Here is a 26,352-nt window from a genome sequence, read left to right as displayed (position 1 = left end):
GTGATGATGAAATGAACAAAAAAAGGGTGTTTAAAATGATTACTATCATAATAGTAATCAGCCTACTACAAGCATGTAGTTTTTTTGAAAAAAAGATAGAGTATGAGCCATTTGTCAAAGCTTTGGATGAAGGTGACATGAAAAAGGTTATGTCCGCTAGTGATGACGGATATGCGTATGTGAAACAAAGAGGTATATATAGTACATATGAGCAAAAGGAAGATGGAGAGCACAGTAAAACAATTTATCAAACTTCGAAAGGCATATATAATACGAAAGATAAAAGTTTATATGGAAATACAACACAAGAAATTACCTCGAAAGTAGATAATAAAAATTATAAAGAAGAAGTTAATTATAGTACAAATATTAGTTATGAGAATGGACAGGTACAAAGTACGGATTCAAGTCTGGATGTTTCATATGTGAACTTAATTGTAGATCGTTTAAAAGGGATAGGGAAACTAAAGATGAAGCCAGGAGATGATATAAAAAAGTTTGGTCAGCCTAGTACTGTTGGATATAAACTAACTGAATCAGAGTTTCAAAGTATTATTAATGATAAGTTGAAAATACGATATGATGAATATGGTGGTGGATCGATCGCACTGCATATTGAGTTTACAAATGGTTCAGAGCAGATATTGGAAGTAAGTATTGTAATGAATTATAAAAAGAGAAATGAAGAAGGCAAGTTAGTAGAACACATAACACAAATACACACATACTTTGACAGTCAACAAGGTAATAATCAAGATGCAAAAAAAGAGTATAAAGATTACAAAGTAAAGTATAAAAAAATGAATAACGAGGAGAGGCACTTTAAGTAAGGGAGTGTAACTGGATAAAAGGGTTAAGGGGATTTCTAAGAGTTATTACATAAAATGTGATTTTATAATCTCCAATAATAAATAAGCTAAGGGCTGTTTATTCCTTTAGAAAATACCAGTTCATGATTTTTCTTTGTAAATTTTCATACTATAGTGAATTGATCTTTTGTTTTTTTCTAAATATTACAACTTAAGTTTTTTGAAATCAATATAAAATTTTATGTTTAGTTCACCAACTTTCGGAAAAACTAGGAAAGATATGACAAAGGAGGTTATGAACGGTGGATCATCCAATTCAAGGATTAATGAAAGCAGCAATGGAAAATTTGAAGGAAATGGTCGATGTAAATACGATTGTTGGAGAGCCTGTTCAAACGGCTGACGGTGGTGTAGTGTTAACAGTTTCTAAAGTAGCGTTCGGTTTTGGAGCAGGAGGTTCTGATTTCCAGACGAATGATGGACAAAGAGCGAACGGTACCCCTGCATTTGGTGGCGGTAGTGCGGGTGGTGTGTCAATTACACCAGTAGCATTTCTAGTCGTGAATAAAGATGGGGTAAATATTCTTCATTTACAAAATGCGACACATTTAGCAGAAAAAATAATTGAATTAGCTCCGCAAACAATTGATAAAATTCAATCGATGTTCCAAAAAGAAGAAAAGAAAGAGGGAAATCATCACCCTCAAAATCCAGATGATATCCTTTAAAAACGCCTGCTTATGAGCAGGCGTTTTTTCTTGTAATCAGTATGTAATAAAACACATGAAATTGTAAATAGTTTTTGAAGTTTTTTCTATGTTTCTAAAATTTTTCATGTTAAAATATGCTATAGAATTGAAACATATAAAACGAAGGTGGCTAGGTGCTTTGTCTGGAGGATCTGACCAAGTAAACAATATGATATATATTAATGGTAATCGTCGGGGTCATTGTTTTATTACATCTGGAATTACGTTTAAAGAGTTTGCAAGTAACATCCCTTCACCGCTTCATCAAGTATTGCTTTTAAAGCATAATTTTGAGTGGACAGATTTTCATTATCATACTTTATTTGAATATGTTGAGGAAGAAAACATACATAAACTCATTCAAGCAGAGATTGATGAATTTGATGAATTTTGTTGGGTAGATTTCGATGATGCAAGCGATTTAGATGAGTTAGAGCCAAAAGAAATTGCAGAATTATTATATTTGGCTCACAAAAAAGAACCACTTGGAAGAACGTTCTTCCCATTGTTGAAGAATAGATTCGTTTATTTTTCACATGATGACGGTTGGTACAACAAAGTGTATTACCGTAGAATCGGTGATTTTGTAGGAATGCTAAGTAAAGTGATTCCATATAAACTCGGTTCGTTTGGAAAGAAACGTTTTACATTCTTCCAAAAATCAAAAATTTTCCCAGCAATTTCAAAGGAAGTTATCCTTGGGCTTATGCCGTTAATGGAAGATGGGTTATACATTGATTTAGCGGGGAAAATTGAGTCGAGAAGAGGTCTTGAAATTCCGGTATATGTAGTAGGATCATTCGAAAGTACGGATGAGGTACTAGATAATATCGATGAATTGAAAGCGGAAGCAACAGAAACGGGTTGGCTCATTTTTGATAAGAAAGAACAAGAGTGGCAATGGGTTGTAGACTAAGAAAACTTGGCGCATGAAGTCAAGTTTTCTTGTCTTTTGAAAGGAGAACAAATGAAGAAATATTATACAATTGTGGGTATTGTAAGTATTATTCTCGTGGCGATATTACTTATAACTTGTCCGAAAGAATCAGATTTTAAATTGTATTTAGAGGATAAGTATGCATTGAAATGTGACGAGAATAGCTTTGAATGCACACAAAATGTAGATGAAAAAAAAGAGAAATTACAGTTTGAAAGTATTGATGCACGAAATGGTGTTTTCTTTATGACTGTAAAGCAAACGTATAAAACAGAAGCTGGTGTTATGAAAGAATATAGCGGAGTAGGTATATTCGGTACATTTCTTTTTGTTTCAGAGAAGACTTTCTAGTAATAGAAGGTCTTTTTTTTATGCTTATGTTCATATAGATGAAGTAAGACAAGCATAGGAGGGGTATTGATGAAGAAGGGATGTATCGTTTGTGGTGGTGAGGAATTTTTTTCTTCAACATTATATGCACGTACGAAACAAGATTGGGCATATGCGCCAAACATGTACCGATTTGAAAAGGTGTTTATTGAGCATAGAGATGAAGAAAATTATCCAGTTTTTCAAGAAATTACAGCGAAGCATTGTTGTGGATGCGGTCATATCATGTTGTATCATGAATGAACACACCAAGTATAACTTGGTGTGTTTTTTTTAAAACACTGATAAAGCAAGCGGATATAGTAAAGTGAATAAAACAGAAAAACTGCCAAAACCAATTGCGGTATATCCAAGTGTTCTCGCCCCAAAATTGACAGCTAATAAGCCAACTAAAATAGCAAGGGAGCCGAGTGTAACAGGATAAAAAGCAATGGAGAATAACGAAAGAAATAATGCGACATAGCCTATCATTGCACCGGTGTTTGTACCTTCTATTTCATTTGCAATTTCTTTGCGCTCATGTCTAATCGGAATACCAGCTGGAGATATTTCAGCTGCATACTCTTCGTTTTTTTCACCACTTTTAAAATGATGATTTCTCTTTCTTCGCATGTACATCCCTCTCTTTCAATTGGGTGTATCTATAGTATCTTTCATAAGGAACAGAATATGAGTATGAGTTAAACCCAAGTAAAGCAAAAATTGGAGAAAATAGATTCCGTTGTTATCCTATTCATCTCCTTATGAAGATAAAGTGAAACTTTAATCAGTGGGGGTTTTGTCCATCCTCCACTGATTATCAGCCCTCACCAATCGGGCTTTTACGGGCAGTTATCTCCCACCTAACTTCCTCGCATTCGCCGAATTCTACTGCTCGTTAATGCGGGATAAAACAGGAATTTTGGAAAATGATGTAGAATGAAATGAATGATAATAACTGAAGGTAGGGGAATGTATGACGAGGTTTAATTGGCATGAATCGGCAGAGAAAAAATGGGATAACAATGCAGAGTTTTGGAATCAAAATAGTCAAGAAATGTGGGATAGCGGGAGCAGGAGTACAATCATTCCATTTTTTGAGCAGTACGTGGAAAAGGAAGTACAAGTGTTAGATGTTGGCTGTGGTGATGGGTATGGTACATATAAATTAAGTCTTACTGGGTACAAAGCGGTTGGGGTGGACTTATCGGAAGTTATGATTCAAAAGGGTAAGGAACGCGGAGAAGGCCCAAACTTATCTTTTATAAAAGGTGATCTTTCTTCATTGCCATTTGAAAATGAGAAATTTGAAGCAATTATGGCAATTAATTCTTTAGAATGGACCGAGGAGCCATTGCGAGCATTAAATGAAATAAAGCGTGTTTTAAAGAAAGATGGATACGCATGTATTGCAATTTTAGGACCGACAGCAAAACCGAGAGAGAACAGTTATCCTCGCCTATATGGCAAAGATGTTGTTTGCAATACGATGATGCCTTGGGAATTTGAACAGTTAGCAAAAGAACAAGGTTTTGAAGTTGTAGATGGAACCGGCGTATATAAGCGCGGAGTAAATGAGAAGATGTTAGGTCAACTACCTACAGAGTTACAACAAGCGTTAACGTTCTTATGGGTATTTATGTTAAAAAACGTATAACGAAATCAAAGAATTTTTAGGAGGTAAAAAAGTGCAGAAAATACAAAAAACTGATACAATATCATCAGAACCAATTAAAGGGGGACTAGGGTATATGACAACTACTACAACAGTTAAATCCGATATTGAAATCGCACAAGAAGCAAGTATGAAGAAGATTCAAGAAATTGCAGCTAATTTAAATATTTTAGAAGAAGAACTAGAGCCATACGGACATTATAAAGGCAAGTTATCTCTTGATATTTTTAAGCGTTTACAAGATGAGAAAGACGGTAAAGTTGTTTTAGTAACAGCGATTAACCCAACTCCAGCAGGAGAAGGTAAATCAACAGTAACAGTTGGTTTAGGGCAAGCTTTTAATAAAATTGGTAAGAAAACAGTAATTGCACTTCGCGAACCATCTCTTGGACCAACAATGGGATTAAAAGGCGGAGCAGCAGGTGGCGGTTATTCTCAAGTAGTACCAATGGAAGACATTAACCTGCACTTTACTGGAGATATTCATGCGATTACAACTGCCAATAACGCATTAGCGGCGTTTATTGATAATCATATCCAACAAGGAAACACACTTGGAATTGACACGCGTAAAATCGTTTGGAAACGCTGTGTTGACTTAAATGATCGTGCCCTTCGTAACGTAGTAATTGGCCTTGGTGGACCGGTTCAAGGTGTACCACGTGAAGACGGTTTTGATATTACAGTAGCATCTGAAATTATGGCCGTATTCTGCCTTGCAACAGATATTCAAGATTTAAAATCACGTCTATCTCGCATTGTTGTCGCTTATAATTTTTCAAATCAACCTGTAACAGTTAAAGATTTAGGAGTAGAAGGAGCGTTAACACTTCTATTAAAAGATGCATTAAAACCGAACTTAGTACAAACATTAGAAAATACACCAGCTATCATTCATGGCGGACCATTTGCGAATATCGCTCACGGTTGTAACAGTGTTATCGCTACGACAATGGCAGCAAAATTAGGTGATTATGTTATTACAGAAGCTGGATTCGGTGCAGATTTAGGTGCTGAGAAGTTTTTAGATATTAAAGCACGTGCAGCTGGTATTAAACCAGAAGCGGTAGTTATTGTTGCGACTATTCGTGCGCTTAAAATGCACGGTGGTGTGGCGAGAGATCAATTAAAAGAAGAAAATGTAGATGCGTTAGCAAAAGGTATGGAGAACTTACAGAAGCATGTTGAAACAATTCAAAGCTTCGGTGTTCCTTTCGTAATTGCCATTAACAAATTTATTACTGATACAGATGCAGAAGTTGCATACTTACAAGAATGGTGCAATGAGCGTGGCTATGCAGTATCCTTAACTGAAGTTTGGGAGAAAGGTGGCCAAGGCGGAGTTGACCTAGCTGAGAAAGTGTTAAAAGAAATCGAAAAAGGTGAAAACAACTACGCACCACTTTATGAATTAGAATTACCATTAGAAGAAAAAATTCGTACAATTGCTCAAAAAGTGTACGGCGCAAAAGATATTGAATTTGCTCCGAAAGCACGCAAGCAATTAGCTCAATATGAAGGAGAAGGCTGGAGTAACCTACCGATTTGTATGGCGAAAACACAATACTCTCTTTCAGATGATGCAACAAAATTAGGTCGCCCATCTGACTTTATCGTTACAATTCGTGAATTAAAACCATCTATCGGTGCAGGGTTTATCGTTGCGTTAACAGGAACAATGTTAACAATGCCAGGCCTTCCTAAACAACCAGCAGCACTACAAATGGATGTAAATGAAGATGGAAAAGCAGTAGGTTTATTCTAAAAGGTTGTAATTCATCTCGTTTATCTGTAAACTATATATACATCAAGTGGCGCCTTTCCATCGAAAGGCGCCTGTTTTTTGGAGGAAATTATGTTTGATCCAACTGCTTTTGAAAATTTAAAGGTAATTGTGGAAGGAGCTGTCTATGATTTCGATTTACACGGTGATATTCTCGTAACAGATCGAAAAGATGTGATGGACCTTGCTTCATTAAGTCGTATGTATAGTATTTCATTTCAACTAACAGAAACATTTAACACGATGGTAGAGGCGACATTTTCACTATCTGTTGATGCAAAGAATTTATCAGGTGAAATATTAGAAGTACCTCAGTTTATACCAGGTTGTGAAATGAAGCTGGAATTCTCGTTCGAAATGGAGCAACCAGAGATAGGATGTGAAGAAATTGAAACTTTATTGCATTCTATATGGGGAAAAGAGCGAATGATTACGCAGAAAATTTCATACGAATATAATAAGCAAGCGATTTCATATCATAATAAGGTAGAGGTTCTATTTCAAAAAGCGATTACAGAAGACCATGTTGATGATTTAATAGCTGTTATTTCACACATGATAGAAACGGTGCGAACAATACAACATTTTCTTCAAAAATAGAGATAAAGGAGAAAAACAAATGATAAAAGATATGCAACCATTTTTACAACAAGCTTGGGAAAAGGCTGGTTTTAAAGAATTTACTGAAATTCAAAAACAAGCGATTCCAACTATTTTAGAAGGACAAGACGTTATTGCTGAATCTCCAACTGGAACAGGAAAAACATTAGCGTACTTATTACCACTTTTACATAAAATTAATCCTGAAGTAAAACAAGCTCAAGTTGTAATTGTAGCGCCAACTCGTGAACTTGTTATGCAAATTCATGAAGAGGTTCAAAAGTTTACAGCGGGAACTGATATTTCAGGTGCGTCTTTAATTGGTGGTGCAGACATTAAGCGCCAAGTTGAAAAATTAAAGAAACACCCAAGAGTTATTGTCGGTTCACCAGGACGTATTTTAGAATTGATTCGTATGAAAAAATTAAAGATGCATGAAGTGAAAACGATTGTATTTGATGAGTTTGATCAAATTGTAAAACAAAAGATGATGGGTGCTGTACTTGATGTAATTAAATCAACGATGCGCGATCGTCAATTAGTATTCTTCTCGGCGACAATAACAAAAGCTGCAGAAGAGGCGGCACGTGATTTGGCAACTGAGCCACAATTAGTTCGTGTAACACGTGCAGAGGCAAAGAGCCTAGTTGAACATACGTATATCGTTTGTGAACGTCGTGAAAAAAATGATTATATTAGAAGAGTTATGCATATGGGAAATGTAAGAGCAGTTGCCTTTTTAAATGATCCTTTCCGCTTAGATGAAATTACTCGGAAATTGCAATTCCGTAAAATGAAAGCAGCAGCTCTTCACGCAGAAGCGAACAAACAAGAACGTGAAGCAACGATGCGTGCATTCCGCAGCGGGAAATTAGAAATTTTACTTGCTACTGATATTGCAGCACGTGGGTTAGATATCGATGATTTAACACACGTAATTCACTTAGAATTACCAGACACAGTAGACCAATATATTCACCGCTCTGGACGTACAGGACGTATGGGTAAAGAAGGAACAGTCGTTTCTCTTGTAACAGAACAAGAAGAGCGTAAATTACTTCAATTTGCGAAAAAATTAGGTATCGTGTTTACGAAACAAGAAATGTTCAAAGGAACATTTGTAGAATCGAAACCACCAGCACCAAAGAAAAAGAAACCAGCTTTTACTGGTAAGAAAAAACCTAGATAAATAATGGGGAAGGCGTAACTACTTATAGTTGCGTCTTTTTTGTTTTTAATTGAATGAAAAAGGAATAATAAAAGAACTTGTAGAAACCTACATAGAATATAAAAATCATTAGGGGGAAATGAAATGATTCATAAAGTCGGACAAATTATGTTGTATGTAAGTAATCAAGATGAGGCAGTAAATTTTTGGACGGAAAAGGTAGGGTTTCATGTAGTCGCAGAGGAAGATAACAAACAAGGGATGAGATGGATTGAAATCGCTCCGACTAAGGGTGCAGAAACCAGCATTATACTACATAATAAAGAAGTTATTTCTAAAATGAGCCCAGAATTGAATCTTGGTACACCGTCTTTAATGTTCTTCTCAGAAAATCTGGAACAACTATATGCAGATTTAACAAATAAAAATGTTACAGTTGGAGCAATGGTAACTATGCCTTCGGGTAAAGTGTTTAACTTTGCTGATAGTGAAGGGAATTATTTTGCTGTTATGGAAAAGAACCAATAATAATATTGCTATGTGAAAATCCCCCTCAAATATATTGAGGGGGATTAAATCTTTGAAGGGAATTTTTCATTAGAGAGTTGTTTAATAAAAAATGCACCTTTTTCAATAGTTGTTTCAATATAACCAACGATTTGATCAAACGTAAATACTTGTAAGTCTTCATGCAAATGTTGCTCTGGATACAACATATCTTCAAAAATATATTGTCGAAAAGCTAAAACATTCTCTCTAGAAGCCTCCTCGATATTCACAATGTTAGCCTCTTGATTAAGTAGGGCGAAGAGCTGTTGTTCTTTATCGTAATGATGCAACAATTGTGCGTTCAATAATTTAAAATCGTTATAGTACATAGGCACGATAGTTTCGTCGTTTTCAATTCTGTTTTGTAGCCAAGGTAGAAAAAATCCACTTAGCCAATTATCATCGGCAATGAGGTGGGTATAATAACCTAACATATAAGAGGAATCCATATGCTCTTCATATTTATGAATAAATGAATCATAATCTATTCTTCTCGTATAGTTCTTCGTTGTACCAGCATAAAAATGTGAAGTTCCTTTTTCTTCTTTTGAATGAACAGCATCAGGAGCTACACCACCAAGTAAGAAAGAAGTTTTATCTTGAATAGAAAGTTTCTCAGCAATACCGCTCGCGATAATGATATGCATAATTCGTGATCCCATGAATAACACCTCTATTTCATGTATTCATTTTAGGGAGCTGTCTGAACGTGTAGTATTACTTTCCCTGTACTTTGTCTACTTTCGACCCATTCATGTGCTTTCCCTGCATCTTGAAGAGGAAAAGATTTCGTAGCTTTAATTTGTAAACTTCCATCGCGTAAATAATGGAAAACTTGATTCGCAGTTTCTTGAAGCAATTCAGGACGTTTTTTCCGTGTAGTGCCAAAGCTGAAACCGAGTATAGAACGGCAACTTGCGTGTAAATCTTTCGTTTGAAAAATACCAACTTCTCCGCTAGCATTGCCGAAATGGACGAGACGACCGTAATAAGCAAGGCAGTCTAAACTTCTTTCGGACACAGTACCAGAAATAGAATCTAAAACAATATTAACGCCTTCTCCGTTTGTAAGCTGATCTACCCTCTCTACAAAATCTTCATCTTGATGACAAATAACATAATCAGCCCCAGCATCTAAAGCAATTTTTCTTTTTACTTCACTTCCGACAGTCCCGATTACTTTTTTAGCCCCTAATAATTTTGCGAGTTGAATCGCGGTAGTACCAATTCCTCCAGCAGCGGCATGAATTAGAACAGATTCACCCTGCTGAAGTCTTGCAACATTTGCAAGTAAATTGTAGCTTGTAAAAGATACGATAGGGCAGGCAGCTGCAGTTTGGAAGTCAACTTCATCAGGTAATACAAAAGTAAGATTTTCGTTCGCGACAACATATTCAGCGTAAGAGCCATTTTGAGGGAAAGCAATGACACGCTGGCCAGGATAAATATTTGTTACATGAGAACCTACGCGTTCTACAATACCCGCTGCATCTATTCCTGGGATAAAAGGTAAGGATTTGTTTCCTTTTTTGCCATAACGTGATTTAATATCGGCGAAATTAATACTAGTAGCAACAACACGAATTAAAACTTGATTATCTGAAATTGTAGGAATATCCATGTCCGTATATTTCAACACTTCAGGACCACCGAACGAAGTTACAATGATAGCTTTCATATAATATCCTCCTAAATTTGACTATATAAATCATTTTAAATCTTCATTAAGAATTGGAAAATTATATAATTGTTATGCAGGGTTATAAGTGAAGCTTATGAAGCCATTGCACCCTTATATTAATTTATTTGAAAAATCTTTGAAAGAAATCGAACGAAATACAGTTTGCTTGCCAATATATAGTGTAGGACAAAGGAGGGATGGTATATGAAGGATGAAACAGTATACACAGAACTAATCCAATTAACTTTATCAGGCAATAAAGAAGCGTATAGTGAGTTGTATGATAAAACGATTCAAGAAGTATATAAGACAGCACATTTTTTAATGGAATATATAGATGAAAAGGTGAGGTAAGTAAAAAGCTCATAGCTTTAGCTTTGAGCTTTCCTTATTGAAATGCAAATATATTAACCACCTATTCCTTTTGCTATCAATAGGAAATATACAACTACCAGTAGTACTCCATTTAATGCAGTACCAAGTATTCCGAATAACCAATTTTTTGATGCTATCGCAAATATAATTCCGAGGAATGAAAGTATACTTAGAATCATAATAAGTAGCGATAAATTCGCATTGGGCCCTCTTAAAATAAAGAAAGAAAATACACTTGCGATAAATGTTAGAAACGAGAAAGCCCTTAATTTATACATAATAAATCTCCCTTGGTTGAAATGTATTTTGATTTAGCGTACGATTTTCTTTAGTTTAACAGAAATTTCCTATTACCAATTAAATATATGAACAATAAAAAACGAGTATAAAATCTATGCGATTTCATACTCGTTTTGTTATTACTTAAATTTCCTTACCGCATGTATTGCACTTATAAATAAAACCACCATAACCAACGAAATTTTAAAATTGATCATTAGGTTCTTTTGCATACAAGTCAGGGACAGAATTACCTTGACTTGCTTAATAAAGTGAAAGTGAGAAATCACTTAGTTATATTCCTTACTATTCTCCTTGTTTTTTTGTATAAAACAATCTAAAAGCGAGTAACCAGCTATTAAACTAATAATGGTAACGAAAGTCGTATTCACAAGAATAATATTAGTTAAATAAGGTAGGTATTCACCAACTGGTGAAAAGAGTAGAGCTGGAGAAAAGGAAATGATTAATGTAGGCAACGTAATAGCGATAAATTTATCCAGCTGAAAGTTCCAATTTTGTTTACCCGTTTCGCGATTAATGGATTGTAGGAATCGTAATAAAATGCCGACTAAAAGAGGGAAGAGTGTAAAGTAGAATAACCTTGGATAAACGTTAAAGTTCACTTGCGCGTCTGTATCTAAATAAAATTGAATTTTAACACCTACAACTAATAATAAGATGATAAATAATGTAAAGCAGAGGTATAGTATCACTTTTTGCATTCCATTCCACCATCCTTTATTAAAAAATATATTCAAGGAGCGAAGATATATACGATAATGGCGTTGTATATATCTTCGTTTTCTATTAGTTAATTGTAGATTTTGTTTGCTTCGTTAAGTAATCAATAATTCCCATCGCGCTAATTTCTAAATCAAGATGTAAAATGTTATAAACAGAATGATTTGATGGAACGTTTAGCTTTGTAAGGTGAGAGGAGACTTTCTCCATTAGTAAAGATTGTAATGCCTTAGTAGCCTCATCAAAATCAGTATGTTTTTGAAAAACTTCATTTCCAGTATTAACGAAAATAGGTAACCAATGTTCAAGTTGGTTATATGCTTCTGTTACATTAGCAGATGCGCCGTAATGACCGAAATAAATAGTATCTACATTCATACTTTGAATGTGATTTTTAGAGGCAATCATCGCATCTGGCTGGAATTGTGAAGGAGACGTTGATGGTAGATATAGTTCTACATCAAGGTCTGCGAGTTCTCTATAATAAATTCCTATTGTATCGCCAGTAAAAATGCCGTTTGTTAATGAATCGTGAATGCTAATATGGTGCTTCGCATGTCCCGGTGTATCATAAAATGTGAGTGTACGGTCTTCTGCAATTTTTAATGTATCACCATTTTGTACAATATGAACACGTTCTTCTTCAATTGGAAGAATTGGATCAAAAAGTTTATCAAAATCTTCTTTGTACACAGCTTTTGCGCCAAGAATTAGTTTTGTTGGATCAATCATATGACGAGCCCCGCGTGGATGCACAAATAGAGTAGCATTTGGGCACTTTTCCATCATTAACCCTGCTGCGCCTGCGTGATCTAAATGAACATGTGTAACGATAATGTTTTTTACATCATTTAAATTAATATGTAATTGCTGTAAGCCGTCTAAAATATAGGGAAGAGAAGGGGCCGCACAAGTTTCAATTAAAGTAATATCGTCACCTAATAAAACGTATGTACCTGTGCGTTCATCATGTTGTAAGTCATAATCATCAATAAGATATAGATGAGAAGATAGTTGTTCTACTTTTTTCATACTTACCACTCCTTATATACGGTATGTATCTATTATACGCTAAAAATAGAAAAAGACAGAAAACGAAAGCTCGTCTTCTGCCCTTTTGTAATGTAGTTATCCCGCTATTCGCCGGGCAGTAAGACCCCCACCTCAAAATTCAGCGAAAGCAAAGAAGTTAGGTGGGGATCAACTGCCCGTAAAAGCCCGATTGGTGAAGGCTAATAATCAGTGGGGATGAAGAAAACCCCCACTGATTAAAGTTTCACTTTATCTCGTTTGTTCTTTATTGATAGACATAACGAACAGTCCAACAATGCCACCAACGATCGGAAGCATAATTTCTCCTGCTAAATTAAAGTAGGAGCTTAAAAATAAACCATTTACATCGATTACCCAGCCAATAACATACAATAACATCATATATAGTACGAAATAAAACTCGCGATTTGAAATCGTTTCATGTTGTGCAGTTTTCATAATGAACACCATCCTTTTCTATTATAATGGAAATATAAACTGTCACATTTTGTTCACAAATTAATTGTAAAACTTTCCATCATAAAAGTCTAGTATATTGTGTCGAATTTTCGAACGGAAATAAAGCGCTATCATTCCGGTATGTGAGTACGTAATAAGAGCTGTATATTCACGAATGTAGTATAGTATAAACATAGAATGATAGTGAAGAGAGGGGTATGAACAATGACAGTTTATGATTTTTCAGCTAAAACAATAACAGGAGAAGAAAAATCGTTAAAAGATTACGAAGGAAAAGCACTTCTTATTGTAAATGTAGCTAGTAAATGTGGATTTACACCACAATATAAAGGGTTACAGGAAGTATATGATAAATATAAAGACCAAGGACTAGAAATACTCGGTTTCCCTTGTAATCAATTTGGGGGACAAGAACCAGGCACAGAAGCTGATATTACTAGTTTTTGTGAATTGAACTACGGTGTAAACTTCCCAATGTTTGCGAAGATTGATGTGAAAGGTGATAAGGCTCATCCTCTCTATACATACATGACAGAACAAGCACCAGGTTTACTCGGTATGAAAGCAGTGAAATGGAACTTTACTAAGTTTCTAATTGGAAAAGACGGGAAAATAGTAGGGCGTTTTGCACCGCAGACGAAGCCGGTGGATTTAGAGGTTGAGATTGAGAAGGTGCTTGGGGAATAATTAGGAGTTAGCTATCTTTTATTATGTTTACTAAAAAACACCTCAAAGAACAAAGTAGCTCTTTGAGGTGTTTTCTTTAAACTCACATTATCAAGATTAAATCACTCTATCGTAGTCGTTTGATTTAGGCAGAGAAGCTGCTTTTTTCATAAGCACTTCCCATAAGTGTACGGATGTCTTCCATTCGGCTGCGGCCTGTTCCTTTTGATACATAGCGTTCTCATAACTGAAAGTAAGTTGTTGCATATCGGCCGAATTGTAAAGTGTATCGATGTGGAGAGCGTATTCTCGGAATGTTTGACTTTCACCCCGTGGTATGCCGATTCTCGCAAATTGTTTTAAAAGTGCACCGTAAGCTTTTTGATAAACAGCATCATCTTTTCGGTATTTATAGAAAAGAATAATAAAAAATGTAATCCATTTCATTCTAGTGGTGAAGAGAATGTATCCGATGATACTAATCGGCATCGCAGAGAGGAATACGTACCACCAAGAAAACCCATTTTTAGAATTTGTGATCTTTTTAGTAGAGGCTTCTTCTGTATTTTCTATTAAATTTTTGAGCTTTGCTTCATTGTTCCGTTGGTGTATTGGCTCGTTATTAGAATTATTTACTTCGTTATTTTGTGAAGGAGAAGCAGGAGTATTATTTGTAAAATTATAGGGATTGGTAAATCCTTTTGTTGGTTCGAATGGAATCCATCCGTATCCTGGGAAATATACTTCGACCCAAGAGTGTGCGTTATTGTTCGCGATTTTATAAACATTCTCACCTTCTGTACTAGCAAGTGTATTCTCCAGAGTTCCTTCTGTAAATCCTTTTACCCAGCGAGCAGGAATCCCGGCAGAACGAAGTAACACGATCATAGATGTCGAAAAATTATTGCAGTAACCGCTTTTTGTATCGAAAAGGAATTGATCTACATAGTCTTGGTTTTTGGCAGGGTATAAGACATTCATTGTTTCGTATACAAAAGAATTGTCTGTAAAGTAATTTTCAATAGCTAATACTTTATCATATCGGTTGTCTTTATCATTTGTAAGATTGACAGCCAAGTTTTTTACTCGCTGCGGTAATGATTCGGGAAGTTGTGTGTACTTTATCATGAAATAAGAACTTGTTTCCTGACCTTCATTCGTTTTTACAGCTTTCAAGTTTTCTATGGAAAACTCCGGGATCTCATATGTTACTTTATACGAATTTAAAGTAGTAGAAGAGTCTCCGTGCATCGTATAGATTTTTTCTGAAAATGGGTCAACACTGTATGATACATCAGAAGAAGCCTCAACTGATACTAATCCTGCTGGATAGGTAAGGTGAGGATAACTTTTTTGCATGGTGATTGTTGCTTCGCTTGTCTCCGTTTTTGTATTTTGTTCGTACCAACTCACGACGTCGTTTTTATTTTTAAAAGAAACCTTTTTCGGCTTTTCAGAAACCTCCCAGCCTTTTCCTGTATAAAAATCTTTTGTTTCTACTCTCCAATATTGTTTGTTTTGCGTTTGTGCTGTAAAAACAATTGTATTATCCGCCTTAAAAGGACCGCCTAATTGCGAGTCAGCTAAACCATACCCAATTGTAGCAACTTCTTGTTTTTTACTTGCTTCGTATGTGTTGAATTTTAAAAAATTCATTGGGTTTGGCCATTGAGGACCAAATTTTGGAGCAAAGTATGCGATGGTTGCTGACAATACAATAAATACTGTAAGAGGTTTAAGTAATTTTGAGATTTCTCTAGCATAATTTTGTAAGTGTTCCATCTCTTTTATTCGTTCTATTTGAAGAAGACTAAGCATAAAAAAGCCGATGACAACAGTACGAATAATAGCGTAGTTTGCATTGTATAAATGTAAGTTATGAAAAGTTATGATATAAATAATAGTCAATACAAGAAATAACAACCCACGTTTTTTATGAATCATCAAAAAAGAGCTGAAAGAACTCAAAAACCAAAATGATAGAAAAAATAATAATGTTGGAAAAACGGGAGAAATATCTAGCAAATTCCCTTGGAAAAACAGGGAGGAATTTCGAGAAATATCAGTAAAAAATTTCGTTAACCAAGATGGATTTATAAAAGTATTTTTATAATACAGGAAATGAATGATGAATAATATCGTGACGATCTTTATTGGAATCTGCCACCTTGTTTGAAAAAAAGAGAGTGTGAAGCAAATTCCTATAAATATTACAAAAATATCTAATCTACCTACGTTTGTAATAGCTATAAGGGGTCTTAGCCATTCTAGTAAAAGAAGAAGTGCACATACATGCATGAAGAATCTGCTCGTATCCCATTGGTATTTTGTTTGTAATGTTATCATTTGCTCACCTCAAAAAACACGTTTGTATACCGGTTTTCATAAACCGCGTTTACAAATATTTTTCGTTTTTGTAGCGTTTCTAGTATACTGAGTTCTCGCTGTGAGAGTTGATTCGCTTTTTCTTTCACGACAAACACCATTAATTTTCTGTTTTTTATAGCAGTACAGTCAGCCGCCTTTTGAATATCTGGAGAAAGATCGCTTGTCACGAGTATAATCGTTACAGGCTCATAAATTTTTCGTAATTCCATTTCTACACTTCGAGAGAGCGGGAATACACTGTCTGCTTGTACTTTGGCTAAATGACAAAAGATTTGCTGCAACTGAGTATCTCCATTGTCTAAAGGGAAAATAGTTTGTTCTTTTCCGACAGACACGAATGACGCTGGTGAATTTTGCTTCAAGACAGCCCTCACAATAGAGGCAGTAAACGTTACGACTGATTCGAATAGAGGGGACTCAGTTCTGTCCATAAATATCATGATATTATGGCTGCGCTGTTGTTCAAACTCTTTCGTCATAATATTGTTTGTTCGTGCAGTTGCTTTCCAATCAATCCATGAAAAGCGGTCACCAGGTTTATAGTCTCTGACACCGACAGAGATTGTAGAGTCTTTTGCTAAATTTATATTTGCTGAAAGCGCTCCTTGTTCGAAATGATTTTCCAATTGTCGATACGTTATATCTACGTACTGGGGATAGATTAAAAATGTATCTGGAACTGAAAAAGTTACTTCTTTCTCCATCATACCGAATAGATCGCCAGTTTTGACACGTACGCTTGAAAAAGTGTGCTCTCCTCTAGGGAGTGTGTCAATCACATATTGAAACGAAATATTTCGTTTTAATCCTGGAAAGAGTATTACCTTATTCATCTTTCTTTGTATACAACTTGTAAATTGTGATGGCAGTTCATCTTCTATAACTAAATAAAGTAAGGGAAACGGAAATTTTCTTTTTATTGTAATAGTGCTTAAAAATTGTTCTCCGGCTACATATTCGTTCTTGTTTGTTATTCGTTTTACTTCAGCGTGCCGTAAAGCGTAGAAGGGGAGTAGTAGTGAATAAAGACCAATAGGAATCGTACTGTAAAACAAAAACCAACTTACAAATCCTCCTTGAAGCATAGCGTACACAAATGTTAAGACTAGGCATAAAGGGATTAGCAATAACTTGGTAACGTGATGTAGTGCTCGTAGTAGTCGTTTCATCAAAGGTTCATCGTCCTTTGAGTTGGCACGGTAGTTCGTGCAACGATTTTGGCGATAACTTGTTCTCCTGTTATTCCTTCAAATCTTGCTTCCATTTTTAGAATGAGTCTGTGAGCTAAAACGTAAGGAGCTAAAAATTTAACATCGTCTGGAATAATATAATTTCTGCCATGGATGAATGCATAAGCCTGTGAAGCTTTCATTAAAGCGATTGAGCCGCGTGGACTTGCACCTAGCTGTATAGAACTATAAGAACGAGTCTGACTAACAAGCTTTACAATGTAATGCTTGATTGCTTTGTCCATGCTTATTTCCCGTACGCTTTGTTGTAAATAAAGTAATTCTTTTATTGTAGTAATAGCTTGTAAATGAGAGAGTGGATTTGTTTTTTCCATCCGGTTTAAAATTTCAAATTCTTCTTCTGGTGTAGGATATCCCATTCTTAGCTTCAACAAGAAACGATCGAGCTGAGCTTCTGGTAAAGGATATGTTCCCTCATATTCGACCGGATTTTGTGTAGCCATTACAAAGAAAGGTTTTGGTAACGATCTTGTAATGCCATCTATTGTGATAGTGCCTTCTTCCATACTTTCAAGTAAGGCAGATTGTGTCTTTGGAGATGTACGATTAATTTCATCAGCAAGTACAAAATTCGCCATAATTGGTCCGGGCTTGAACTCGAATTGGAGCTCTTTTGGATTGTAAATCGAAACACCTGTTACATCTGACGGCAGTAAATCAGGTGTGAATTGAATTCGCTTGTAATCGGCATCAATTGATTTAGAAAGAGCACGTACTAGCATTGTTTTTCCGACACCGGGAACATCTTCTAACAGTACATGACCTTCAGCTAAGAGAGCTGTCAAGGCTAAGATTGTTTCTTTTCGTTTTCCAACCATTAATTTTTCAATATTGTTGATTATTTTTTCTACTATGGGATGTAAGGAATCAAGCTGGGGCATCGTAACCCTCCTAATTTTATTATCGTTTTCAAATTTATTTAGTGGAAAATAGAATTTATGTAAAAAAATCATGGTGATATACTTTATAATTTCTATGTCCTCAAAGGAAATCCTACTCTTAATTACAGGAATATTCAGAATATTTATCCGGATTATATCTAGTATAATTGTTTCCGTAACCAAGGGCAAAACAGTAAATAATGATTTTTAGTTTTATATGAAATATGTCTTGATATAAAATAGTATCGTTGAAGAAAAAAATTTCCTTACATACAATTTATAATCGTTTCCTTATAGCATTTTTGAAATAATATCAAAGTTCTTTTTAATATATTTATAAAGAAAAACGTAGGGATTTTTCCTGCGTTTTTTCTTTTACAAAATAGTCGATACTTCAAAATACTATTTTCCTAATAATTAAGATTAACCATACATCTTCACAACGGAACAAAAGAACTTCTCACAAACTTATTTCCAACTGAATTTTTGACAATCTCTTGAACTGTGCGAAATGTCACATCTGTATTTTACAACCTCTCTTATAGTAAGGGTATGTAAGAGAGACGTATTAAAGGAGTGAACATGATGAAGAAGAAACCTTCAGCACTAATGAGACGTTTAAAATATTTTTCACCAATAGATCGTTATAACGATAATCATACACAAGAAACATATGAAGATCGTGAATGGGAAAATGTGTACAGAAAGCGTTGGCAGCACGATAAAGTAATCCGTTCTACACACGGTGTGAACTGTACTGGTTCTTGTAGCTGGAACATTTATGTGAAAGATGGAATTGTAACATGGGAAGGGCAAGAGCTTAACTACCCAACAACAGGTCCTGATATGCCTGATTTTGAACCACGAGGATGCCCGCGTGGAGCGAGTTTTTCTTGGTACATTTATAGTCCGCTTCGTGTGAAATATCCATATGTACGTGGTGTGCTTTGGGAAATGTGGCAAGAGGAATTACAAAATCATAAGTCACCACTAGACGCTTGGAAAAGTATTGTGGAAAACCCAGAAAAAGCGCGTGCTTATAAAGAGGCGCGTGGTAAAGGGGGATTCATCCGAGCGAATTGGGATGAAGTATTACAACTTGTTTCAGCTTCTTTACTTTATACAGTAATCAAATATGGTCCAGACCGAAATGTTGGTTTTTCACCAATTCCAGCTATGTCGATGTTAAGTCATGCTGCTGGTAGTCGTTTTATGCAACTTATGGGTGGACCGATGCTTAGCTTTTATGATTGGTATGCGGATTTACCACCAGCTTCTCCGCAAATTTGGGGTGATCAAACAGATGTGCCAGAAAGTAGTGACTGGTATAACTCTGGTTACATTATGACGTGGGGTTCAAATGTACCGATGACAAGAACGCCAGATGCTCATTTCTTAGCAGAAGTTCGTTATAAGGGGACGAAAGTCGTTTCTATAAGTCCTGATTTTGCCGAGTCTACAAAGTTTGCTGATGATTGGATTAGTGTGAAGCAAGGTACAGACGGTGCCCTTGCGATGGCAATGGGGCATGTGATCTTACAAGAATTTTACGTAGATAATCAAGTGGAATACTTCACAAAGTATGCGAAGCAATATACTGATTTTCCGTTCTTTGTCACATTGAAACAAAAAGGAGACCAATTCGTTGCTGATCGTTTCTTAAACGCATCTGATATTGGACGCGAAACTAAGTTAGGTGAATGGAAACCTGTTCTTTGGAACGATAACACGAAAGATTTTGCAACACCTCATGGCACAATGGGATCACGTTGGGATAACGAGAAGAAATGGAACTTGCGTTTAGAAGATGAACAAACAGGTGAAACGATTGATCCACGTCTCTCGTTACTTGGTGTGGAAGATGCTGTTGAAACTGTACAAATCCCGTACTTCTCGGATGATGGAAACAAAGTATTAGAACGTACCATTCCAGTGAAAAAAGTTATGACAGAAGAAGGGGAAGTATTCGTTACAACTGTATACGATTTAACGTTAGCAAATTACGGTGTGAACCGAGGTCTCGGCGGGCAAGAACCGAAAGATTTCAATGATGATGTACCGTTTACACCTGCATGGCAAGAGAAAATGACTGGAGTAAAACGAGAGCTTATTATTCAAATTGCTCGTGAGTTCGCGCAAAATGCAGTTGATACGAATGGCCGCTCGATGATTATTGTCGGAGCAGGTATTAACCATTGGTTTAATTCTGATACGATTTATCGCGCAGTTTTAAATCTTGTACTTCTTGTCGGGGCACAAGGTGTCAACGGCGGTGGTTGGGCGCATTATGTTGGTCAAGAAAAGCTGCGACCAGCAGAAGGGTGGCAAACAATCGCGATGGCAAAAGATTGGCAAGGGCCACCGAAATTACAAAATGGTACTTCATTCTTCTATTTCGTAACAGATCAATGGCGCTATGAAGATACACCTGTTGGACATTTAGCATCACCAATTGAGGGCAACTCACGTTATCAACATCACGGTGATTACAATGTATTAGCGGCACGACTTGGCTGGTTACCTTCGTATCCAACATTCGAGAAGAATGGAATTGAATTATATAAAGAAGCTGTTGCTGCTGGTGCAACAACGCAAGAAGAAATCGGAAAATATGTTGCACAAAAATTAAAAGAAAAAGAACTGAAATTTGCAATTGAAGATCCAGATAATAAAAACAACTTCCCGCGTAACTTATTCGTATGGCGCGCAAATTTAATTTCAAGTTCCGGTAAAGGTCACGAATATTTCTTAAAACATTTATTAGGTACAACAAACGGATTAATGAATGACGATAGTGATTCATTACGACCAGAAGAAATTAAGTGGCATGAAGATGCACCTGAAGGGAAGTTAGATTTACTCATTAATTTAGATTTCCGTATGGCTGGAACGGCGCTTTATTCTGATATCGTCTTACCTGCTTCAACTTGGTATGAAAAACATGATTTAAGTAGTACAGATATGCATCCATTTGTACATCCATTTAATCCAGCAATCAGTTCACCGTGGGAAGCACGCTCTGACTGGGATATTTTCACCGCTCTTTCTAAAGCTGTGTCGGATTTAGCGAAGAAAATTGATCTTGAGCCAATGAAAGAAGTTGTTGCAACACCACTTCTTCACGATACGCCGCAAGAACTAGCACAACCACTTGGCAAGATTAAAGATTGGAGCAAAGGTGAGTGTGAACCAATCCCAGGTAAAACGATGCCACAAATTCATGTTGTCGAACGGGATTATAAAACGATTTATGACAAAATGACAGCACTTGGACCAAATACCGGAAAACAACCGATTGGTACGAAAGGGATTTCTTGGTCAGCAGAAAAAGAGTATGAGCAATTAAAGAGTCGATTAGGAGTTATTCGAACAGATTCTATTGCGAAAGGGTGCCCAGACATAAAAGAAGCAATCAATGCTGCTGAGGCGGTATTAACACTTTCTTCTACAACAAACGGTCATATGGCTGTAAAAGCATGGGAAGCACTTGAAAAACAAACCGATTTAAAACTACGTGATTTAGCAGAAGAACGTGAAGAAGAATGCTTCACATTTGAACAAATTACAGCGCAGCCGAAAACAGTAATTACTTCTCCAGCCTTTACGGGTTCTGAAAAAGGTGGACGACGTTACTCACCATTTACAACCAATGTTGAACGTCTTATCCCTTGGAGAACAATAACTGGTCGACAATCTTTCTACTTAGATCATGACATGATGAAAGAATTTGGTGAAACGATGGCAACATTTAAACCAATACTGCAACATAAACCGTTTCGTAAATCACGCCCTGAAGTAGAAGGGAAAGAAATTACACTAAACTATTTAACACCGCATAATAAGTGGTCGATTCATAGTATGTACTTCGATTCATTGCCGATGTTAACGCTGTTTAGAGGCGGTCCAACTGTTTGGATGAACAAAGATGACGCGAATGAAGCTGGAGTTGCCGATAATGATTGGATTGAATGCTTTAATCGTAACGGCGTTGTCGTAGCACGTGCTGTTGTAACACACCGTATACCGAGGGGAATGGCATTTATGCACCATGCGCAAGATCGTCACATTAACGTGCCTGGTACGAAATTAACAAGCACCCGCGGGGGAACACATAATAGTCCAACCCGTATTCACGTTAAACCAACACATATGATTGGTGGATATGGCCAATTAAGCTATGGATTTAACTACTATGGTCCGACGGGGAACCAGCGTGACTTAAATGTCGTAATCCGTAAACTGAAGGAGGTAGATTGGCTTGAAGATTAAAGCGCAAGTCGGAATGGTAATGAACTTAGATAAATGCATCGGCTGCCACACTTGTAGTGTAACATGCAAAAACACCTGGACGAATCGTCCAGGTGCTGAATATATGTACTTCAATAACGTAGAAACGAAACCTGGAATTGGTTATCCGAAACAATGGGAAGATCAGGAGAAATACAAAGGCGGCTGGGAATTAAAAAATGGTGAAATTCAGCTGAAATCCGGTTCGAAAATGAAGCGTCTTATGAACATTTTCCACAATCCAGATCAACCAACAATTGATGATTATTTTGAACCTTGGAACTATGATTATGAAACGTTAACAAACAGCCCGCAGCGTAAGCATCAACCAGTAGCTCGTCCAAAATCAGCAATTACGGGCGAATTTATCGACAAAATTGAATGGGGTCCAAACTGGGAAGATGATTTAGCAGGCGGACATATAACAGGATTACAAGATCCGAACGTCAAGAAAATGGAAGAAGGAATTAAAACGGATTTTGAAAATGTCTTTATGATGTATTTACCACGCATATGCGAACATTGTATGAATCCATCTTGCGTTTCGTCTTGTCCATCTGGTGCGATGTATAAACGTGAAGAAGATGGGATTGTTCTTGTGGATCAAAATGCATGTCGTGCATGGAGATTTTGTGTATCGTCTTGTCCGTATAAAAAAGTATATTTTAACTGGCAAACAAATAAAGCTGAAAAATGTACAATGTGTTTCCCTCGTATTGAAGCTGGTATGCCAACAATTTGCTCTGAAACATGTGTAGGACGTATTCGCTATATAGGGGTAATGTTATATGACGCTGACAAAGTAAAAGAAGCGGCTTCTGTTGAAAATGAAAAAGATTTATATGAATCTCAGCTTACTGTTTTCCTAGATCCAAATGATCCAGAAGTAATAGCTGAAGCAAAAAAACAAGGGATTCCTGATGAATGGATGAAAGCTGCTCAAGAGTCACCTATTTATAAAATGATTATTGATTGGAAAATTGCTCTTCCGCTTCATCCAGAGTACCGTACAATGCCGATGGTTTGGTATATTCCACCGCTTAGCCCAATTATGAATATGGTGGAGGGGAAAGGAAGTAACTGGCAAGCAGAAGAGATTTTCCCTGCTATCGATAATATGCGTATTCCAATTCAATATTTAGCGAATTTACTCACTGCAGGAGATGAATCACACATTCGTCTTACATTGAAAAAAATGGCTGTCATGCGAACACATATGAGAGCACTGCAAATTAATAAAGAACCAAATGAAGCTGTATTAAAAGAAATTGGTTTAACGAAACAGGATGTAGAAGATATGTATCGTCTTCTTGCCATTGCGAAATATAAAGATCGCTTCGTCATTCCGACATCTCACCGCGAACAAGTTGCAGATTTATATAGTGAACAAGGAAGCTGTGGTCTTTCCTTCACAGGTGGTCCAGGCTCTTGTATGACAATCTCTTAAATAAAGGGGGCAGAAAATTATGAAACAAAGTTTACAAACGGCTTTTTCTTGTTCTTCTTTTCTTCTCTCCTATCCTGAACTAGGTTGGAGAGAAGCTTTACTAGAATTACAGGAAGAGATTCAAGAAATTGAACAGGAAGAAATCAGAGCATCACTTACAACATTTATAAAACGAGCGTTAGATAAAACAGACAATCAACTTATTGATTCTTACGTCTATACATTTGACTTTGGAAAGAAGACAAATATGTATCTTACCTACATGAAAACAGGTGAACAAAGAGAGCGTGGAATTGAATTATTAGAGTTAAAACAGCATTATAAAAAATCTGGATTTAACGTAACAGATAAAGAACTACCTGATTATTTACCGCTTTTACTTGAGTTTCTTGCAAATGCAAACGAAGAAGATAGCGAACCAATTATGAGTAAATACACGGAAAATATACAAGCGTTGCACGGGCAATTAAAAGAAGCAAACTGTATGCACGAACCAATTCTTGCAGCCGTTCTCTTTGCTATCGACGCCTGGGGAGTACAAGTGAATTAGAAAGGAGTGTTGTCAAAATGATGGATCAATTTTTATGGGTGCTGGTTCCCTATATCATTTTTGCAATCTTTATTGGTGGACACATTTTCAGATACAACTATGATCAATTTGGCTGGACATCAAAATCTAGCGAACTATTAGAGAAGAAAATGCTCCGGATCGGAAGTCTATTATTCCACTTTGGGATAATGTTCGTAATTGGCGGTCATGTTATGGGGATTTTAATTCCAGAGTCCGTATACCGTTCAATAGGTATTTCTGAGCATATGTATCATATAATGGCAATTAGTTTCGGGCTTCCGGCAGGTGTTGCTTCTATCATCGGTTTAATTATATTAACGTACCGCCGTGTAACAGTAAAACGCATCATTGCAACGAGTACAAGGGGAGATTATATTGCGCTTATTTTATTACTAATCGTAATGCTAGCGGGACTTTCGTCAACCTTTTTAAATATCGACTCAAAAGGGTTTGATTATCGTACAACAATCGGTCCGTGGTTCCGAAGTCTCTTTATTTTCCAACCGAAAGTTGAATATATGATGGAAGTACCAGTATGGTTTAAAATTCATATAATTGCAGGTATGGGTCTATTCGCAGTATGGCCATTTACTAGACTTGTCCATGTATTTAGTGCTCCGATTAAATATTTAAGCCGCAGTTATGTAATTTACAGAAGACGTATTCCTAATGAATTGAAAAAATAATGCCACAGTAAACGAATAGAAGTTAGCAACTAACATGAAACGAGGTCTAATGGAAGGCCTCGTCTTTTTTAGGAAATAACTGTATGCAAGAAAAAAAGAGTAGCATCTAAATAAGATGCTACTCTATGCTACAAACAGAGGCAGAGCAATCTTCACAAGCAATTTCACATTTTAAAAATTGTAAATCATGGATTGTAATCTTTCCTTTATGAATAGAAATCGTACCTTTTTTTTTCAAATCATTTAACATTCGATTTACGCTTTCACGCGAAGTTGCACAGAAGTTTGCAAGTTCTTGATTCGTTAATGGTAAATCGATGAGAATCCCATTTTCTTTTAACACACCATAACTATTTGTCATTCGAATGAGAGTAGAATATAGGGCACCTTTTTTGCCGTGTAATACTAGATCTCGGAACTTCGTTTGCATTCTTCTTAAATGTTCACTAATCCATTTCATAAATTCAAATACAAGAGCGGGTTTTTGGAGTAATGCTTTTTCTAAGGCTTCACGCTTTATAACGCCTACTTCAACATCTTCAAGGCATTTTGAATTTAATAAATACCTTGCATTTTCCGTGAACAATGTTAATTCCCCAATAATATCATTTTGTGAACAAATGCGAAGTGTTAATTCTTGTCCGTCAGCACTAAGTTTACTGATTTGCACTTTTCCAGAGTGAATGATATAAATTTCTGTTGCTTCCATACCTTCTTGAAAAATAAAACTCCCCTTATTGATTTGCATTTTATATTCAACAGATGAAAGTAACTCCTTTAAATCTTTGGATAATGCCGTACTGTTTGCCACAGCAATCACCTTTCTTCTTATAAGCAGTATATTTCTTATTTTGGATGTAATCATGATGAAATTGCAAGAGATATTTTTGAAAATAAAGTAAAATTTCAATGACCGTAAGGAAAAACGACCTTAAATGTCTAAAAA

Annotated in this window: 26 protein-coding genes and 1 pseudogene; 16 read left to right on the top strand and 11 right to left on the bottom strand. The window is 36.1% G+C overall.

Annotation, left to right across the window (positions count from 1 at the left end):
* Positions 1-35 precede the first annotated feature (35 nt).
* The 5 genes from MKX77_RS13960 to MKX77_RS13940 all read left to right on the top strand — a co-directional run bounded on the left by MKX77_RS13960 (position 36) and on the right by MKX77_RS13940 (position 3,128).
* On the top strand, positions 36-830 hold the full coding sequence (locus MKX77_RS13960) for a DUF3952 domain-containing protein (protein ID WP_341306964.1): 795 nt from the start codon (positions 36-38) through the stop codon (positions 828-830).
* Between the two features lie 281 nt (positions 831-1,111).
* Entirely contained in the window at positions 1,112-1,537 is a 426-nt protein-coding gene (gene ytfJ, locus MKX77_RS13955) for a GerW family sporulation protein (RefSeq protein WP_071151211.1), read from the top strand.
* 160 nt (positions 1,538-1,697) lie between these two features.
* Entirely contained in the window at positions 1,698-2,474 is a 777-nt protein-coding gene (locus MKX77_RS13950; RefSeq protein WP_002085994.1) for a hypothetical protein, read from the top strand.
* A 51-nt stretch (positions 2,475-2,525) separates the two neighbouring features.
* Positions 2,526-2,846: a hypothetical protein gene (locus tag MKX77_RS13945; protein ID WP_341306963.1), complete on the top strand. Its 321-nt coding sequence runs from the start codon at positions 2,526-2,528 to the stop codon at positions 2,844-2,846.
* Positions 2,847-2,915: 69 nt separating this feature from the next.
* Positions 2,916-3,128 (top strand): hypothetical protein, encoded by a 213-nt coding sequence (locus MKX77_RS13940; protein WP_002012518.1) that lies wholly within the window; start codon positions 2,916-2,918, stop codon positions 3,126-3,128.
* 30 nt (positions 3,129-3,158) lie between these two features.
* On the opposite strand, the gene MKX77_RS13935 is transcribed toward MKX77_RS13940, so the two are convergent.
* Complete coding sequence (locus tag MKX77_RS13935) at positions 3,159-3,497, bottom strand: permease (RefSeq protein ID WP_341306962.1); 339 nt, start codon at positions 3,495-3,497, stop codon at positions 3,159-3,161.
* 343 nt (positions 3,498-3,840) lie between these two features.
* Between MKX77_RS13935 and MKX77_RS13930 the strand changes: the two genes are divergently transcribed.
* From MKX77_RS13930 to MKX77_RS13910, 5 genes are all read left to right on the top strand, one after another.
* Positions 3,841-4,521, top strand: a complete 681-nt coding sequence (locus MKX77_RS13930) for a class I SAM-dependent methyltransferase (RefSeq protein ID WP_215556141.1) — start codon at positions 3,841-3,843, stop codon at positions 4,519-4,521.
* Positions 4,522-4,615: 94 nt separating this feature from the next.
* Positions 4,616-6,304, top strand: a complete 1,689-nt coding sequence (locus MKX77_RS13925; RefSeq protein WP_002031556.1) for a formate--tetrahydrofolate ligase — start codon at positions 4,616-4,618, stop codon at positions 6,302-6,304.
* Between the two features lie 90 nt (positions 6,305-6,394).
* The gene (locus tag MKX77_RS13920) at positions 6,395-6,922 is read left to right on the top strand and encodes a hypothetical protein (protein ID WP_215556143.1); all 528 of its coding nucleotides are present in this window, start codon (positions 6,395-6,397) and stop codon (positions 6,920-6,922) included.
* Positions 6,923-6,941: 19 nt separating this feature from the next.
* Complete coding sequence (locus tag MKX77_RS13915; RefSeq protein ID WP_341306961.1) at positions 6,942-8,111, top strand: DEAD/DEAH box helicase; 1,170 nt, start codon at positions 6,942-6,944, stop codon at positions 8,109-8,111.
* Positions 8,112-8,234: 123 nt separating this feature from the next.
* Positions 8,235-8,618 carry a VOC family protein gene (locus MKX77_RS13910; protein ID WP_341306960.1) on the top strand — a complete coding sequence of 128 codons (384 nt, stop codon included), beginning with the start codon at positions 8,235-8,237 and terminating at the stop codon, positions 8,616-8,618.
* 44 nt (positions 8,619-8,662) lie between these two features.
* Here MKX77_RS13910 and MKX77_RS13905 read toward each other — a convergent pair whose 3' ends face one another.
* Entirely contained in the window at positions 8,663-9,301 is a 639-nt protein-coding gene (locus MKX77_RS13905) for a zinc dependent phospholipase C family protein (RefSeq protein ID WP_341306959.1), read from the bottom strand.
* A 29-nt stretch (positions 9,302-9,330) separates the two neighbouring features.
* On the bottom strand, positions 9,331-10,317 hold the full coding sequence (locus MKX77_RS13900; RefSeq protein ID WP_341306958.1) for a quinone oxidoreductase family protein: 987 nt from the start codon (positions 10,315-10,317) through the stop codon (positions 9,331-9,333).
* A 207-nt stretch (positions 10,318-10,524) separates the two neighbouring features.
* On the opposite strand from MKX77_RS13900, the pseudogene MKX77_RS13895 reads away from it, so the two are divergent.
* Positions 10,525-10,650: pseudogene (locus MKX77_RS13895) on the top strand (sigma-70 family RNA polymerase sigma factor); the annotation flags it as partial.
* A gap of 77 nt (positions 10,651-10,727) precedes the next feature.
* On the opposite strand, the gene MKX77_RS13890 reads toward MKX77_RS13895, so the two are convergent.
* From MKX77_RS13890 to MKX77_RS13875, 4 genes are all read right to left on the bottom strand, one after another.
* Positions 10,728-10,973 carry a hypothetical protein gene (locus MKX77_RS13890; protein ID WP_341306957.1) on the bottom strand — a complete coding sequence of 82 codons (246 nt, stop codon included), beginning with the start codon at positions 10,971-10,973 and terminating at the stop codon, positions 10,728-10,730.
* A gap of 291 nt (positions 10,974-11,264) precedes the next feature.
* Positions 11,265-11,699 carry a hypothetical protein gene (locus MKX77_RS13885; RefSeq protein ID WP_341306956.1) on the bottom strand — a complete coding sequence of 145 codons (435 nt, stop codon included), beginning with the start codon at positions 11,697-11,699 and terminating at the stop codon, positions 11,265-11,267.
* An 85-nt stretch (positions 11,700-11,784) separates the two neighbouring features.
* Positions 11,785-12,750 carry an MBL fold metallo-hydrolase gene (locus MKX77_RS13880; RefSeq protein WP_341306955.1) on the bottom strand — a complete coding sequence of 322 codons (966 nt, stop codon included), beginning with the start codon at positions 12,748-12,750 and terminating at the stop codon, positions 11,785-11,787.
* Between the two features lie 249 nt (positions 12,751-12,999).
* Positions 13,000-13,209 (bottom strand): DUF3925 family protein, encoded by a 210-nt coding sequence (locus tag MKX77_RS13875; RefSeq protein ID WP_000844974.1) that lies wholly within the window; start codon positions 13,207-13,209, stop codon positions 13,000-13,002.
* A 225-nt stretch (positions 13,210-13,434) separates the two neighbouring features.
* Between MKX77_RS13875 and bsaA the strand changes: the two genes are divergently transcribed.
* Complete coding sequence (gene bsaA, locus MKX77_RS13870) at positions 13,435-13,917, top strand: glutathione peroxidase (protein ID WP_002065095.1); 483 nt, start codon at positions 13,435-13,437, stop codon at positions 13,915-13,917.
* Between the two features lie 96 nt (positions 13,918-14,013).
* Here bsaA and MKX77_RS13865 read toward each other — a convergent pair whose 3' ends face one another.
* Genes MKX77_RS13865 through MKX77_RS13855 form a run of 3 tightly spaced genes read right to left on the bottom strand, consistent with a single transcriptional unit; the run spans position 14,014 to position 18,415 of the window.
* Positions 14,014-16,242 (bottom strand): transglutaminase TgpA family protein, encoded by a 2,229-nt coding sequence (locus tag MKX77_RS13865; protein ID WP_341306954.1) that lies wholly within the window; start codon positions 16,240-16,242, stop codon positions 14,014-14,016.
* The gene (locus MKX77_RS13860) at positions 16,239-17,453 is read right to left on the bottom strand and encodes a DUF58 domain-containing protein (RefSeq protein WP_341307965.1); all 1,215 of its coding nucleotides are present in this window, start codon (positions 17,451-17,453) and stop codon (positions 16,239-16,241) included. Before MKX77_RS13860 ends, MKX77_RS13865 begins: the two co-directional genes overlap by 4 nt.
* Positions 17,453-18,415: an AAA family ATPase gene (locus tag MKX77_RS13855; protein WP_341306953.1), complete on the bottom strand. Its 963-nt coding sequence runs from the start codon at positions 18,413-18,415 to the stop codon at positions 17,453-17,455. The genes MKX77_RS13860 and MKX77_RS13855 overlap by 1 nt, the downstream gene beginning before the upstream one ends.
* Before the next feature lie 582 nt (positions 18,416-18,997).
* On the opposite strand from MKX77_RS13855, the gene MKX77_RS13850 reads away from it, so the two are divergent.
* Genes MKX77_RS13850 through narI form a run of 4 tightly spaced genes read left to right on the top strand, consistent with a single transcriptional unit; the run spans position 18,998 to position 25,406 of the window.
* Positions 18,998-22,684, top strand: a complete 3,687-nt coding sequence (locus tag MKX77_RS13850; protein WP_341306952.1) for a nitrate reductase subunit alpha — start codon at positions 18,998-19,000, stop codon at positions 22,682-22,684.
* Entirely contained in the window at positions 22,674-24,149 is a 1,476-nt protein-coding gene (gene narH / locus MKX77_RS13845) for a nitrate reductase subunit beta (RefSeq protein ID WP_341306951.1), read from the top strand. The genes MKX77_RS13850 and narH overlap by 11 nt, the downstream gene beginning before the upstream one ends.
* 19 nt (positions 24,150-24,168) lie before the next feature.
* On the top strand, positions 24,169-24,699 hold the full coding sequence (gene narJ, locus MKX77_RS13840; protein WP_215556158.1) for a nitrate reductase molybdenum cofactor assembly chaperone: 531 nt from the start codon (positions 24,169-24,171) through the stop codon (positions 24,697-24,699).
* Between the two features lie 17 nt (positions 24,700-24,716).
* Positions 24,717-25,406, top strand: a complete 690-nt coding sequence (gene narI / locus MKX77_RS13835) for a respiratory nitrate reductase subunit gamma (protein ID WP_341306950.1) — start codon at positions 24,717-24,719, stop codon at positions 25,404-25,406.
* Positions 25,407-25,524: 118 nt separating this feature from the next.
* Here narI and MKX77_RS13830 read toward each other — a convergent pair whose 3' ends face one another.
* The gene (locus MKX77_RS13830) at positions 25,525-26,217 is read right to left on the bottom strand and encodes a Crp/Fnr family transcriptional regulator (protein ID WP_016120121.1); all 693 of its coding nucleotides are present in this window, start codon (positions 26,215-26,217) and stop codon (positions 25,525-25,527) included.
* Positions 26,218-26,352 lie beyond the last annotated feature (135 nt).

Origin of the sequence: Bacillus sp. FSL R9-9410 (assembly GCF_038050385.1) — a bacterium.
Lineage (GTDB): Bacteria > Bacillota > Bacilli > Bacillales > Bacillaceae_G > Bacillus_A > Bacillus_A cereus_U.
The sequence above is the reverse complement of the archived record's forward strand: the minus strand, read 5'-3'. Positions and strand labels throughout refer to the sequence as shown.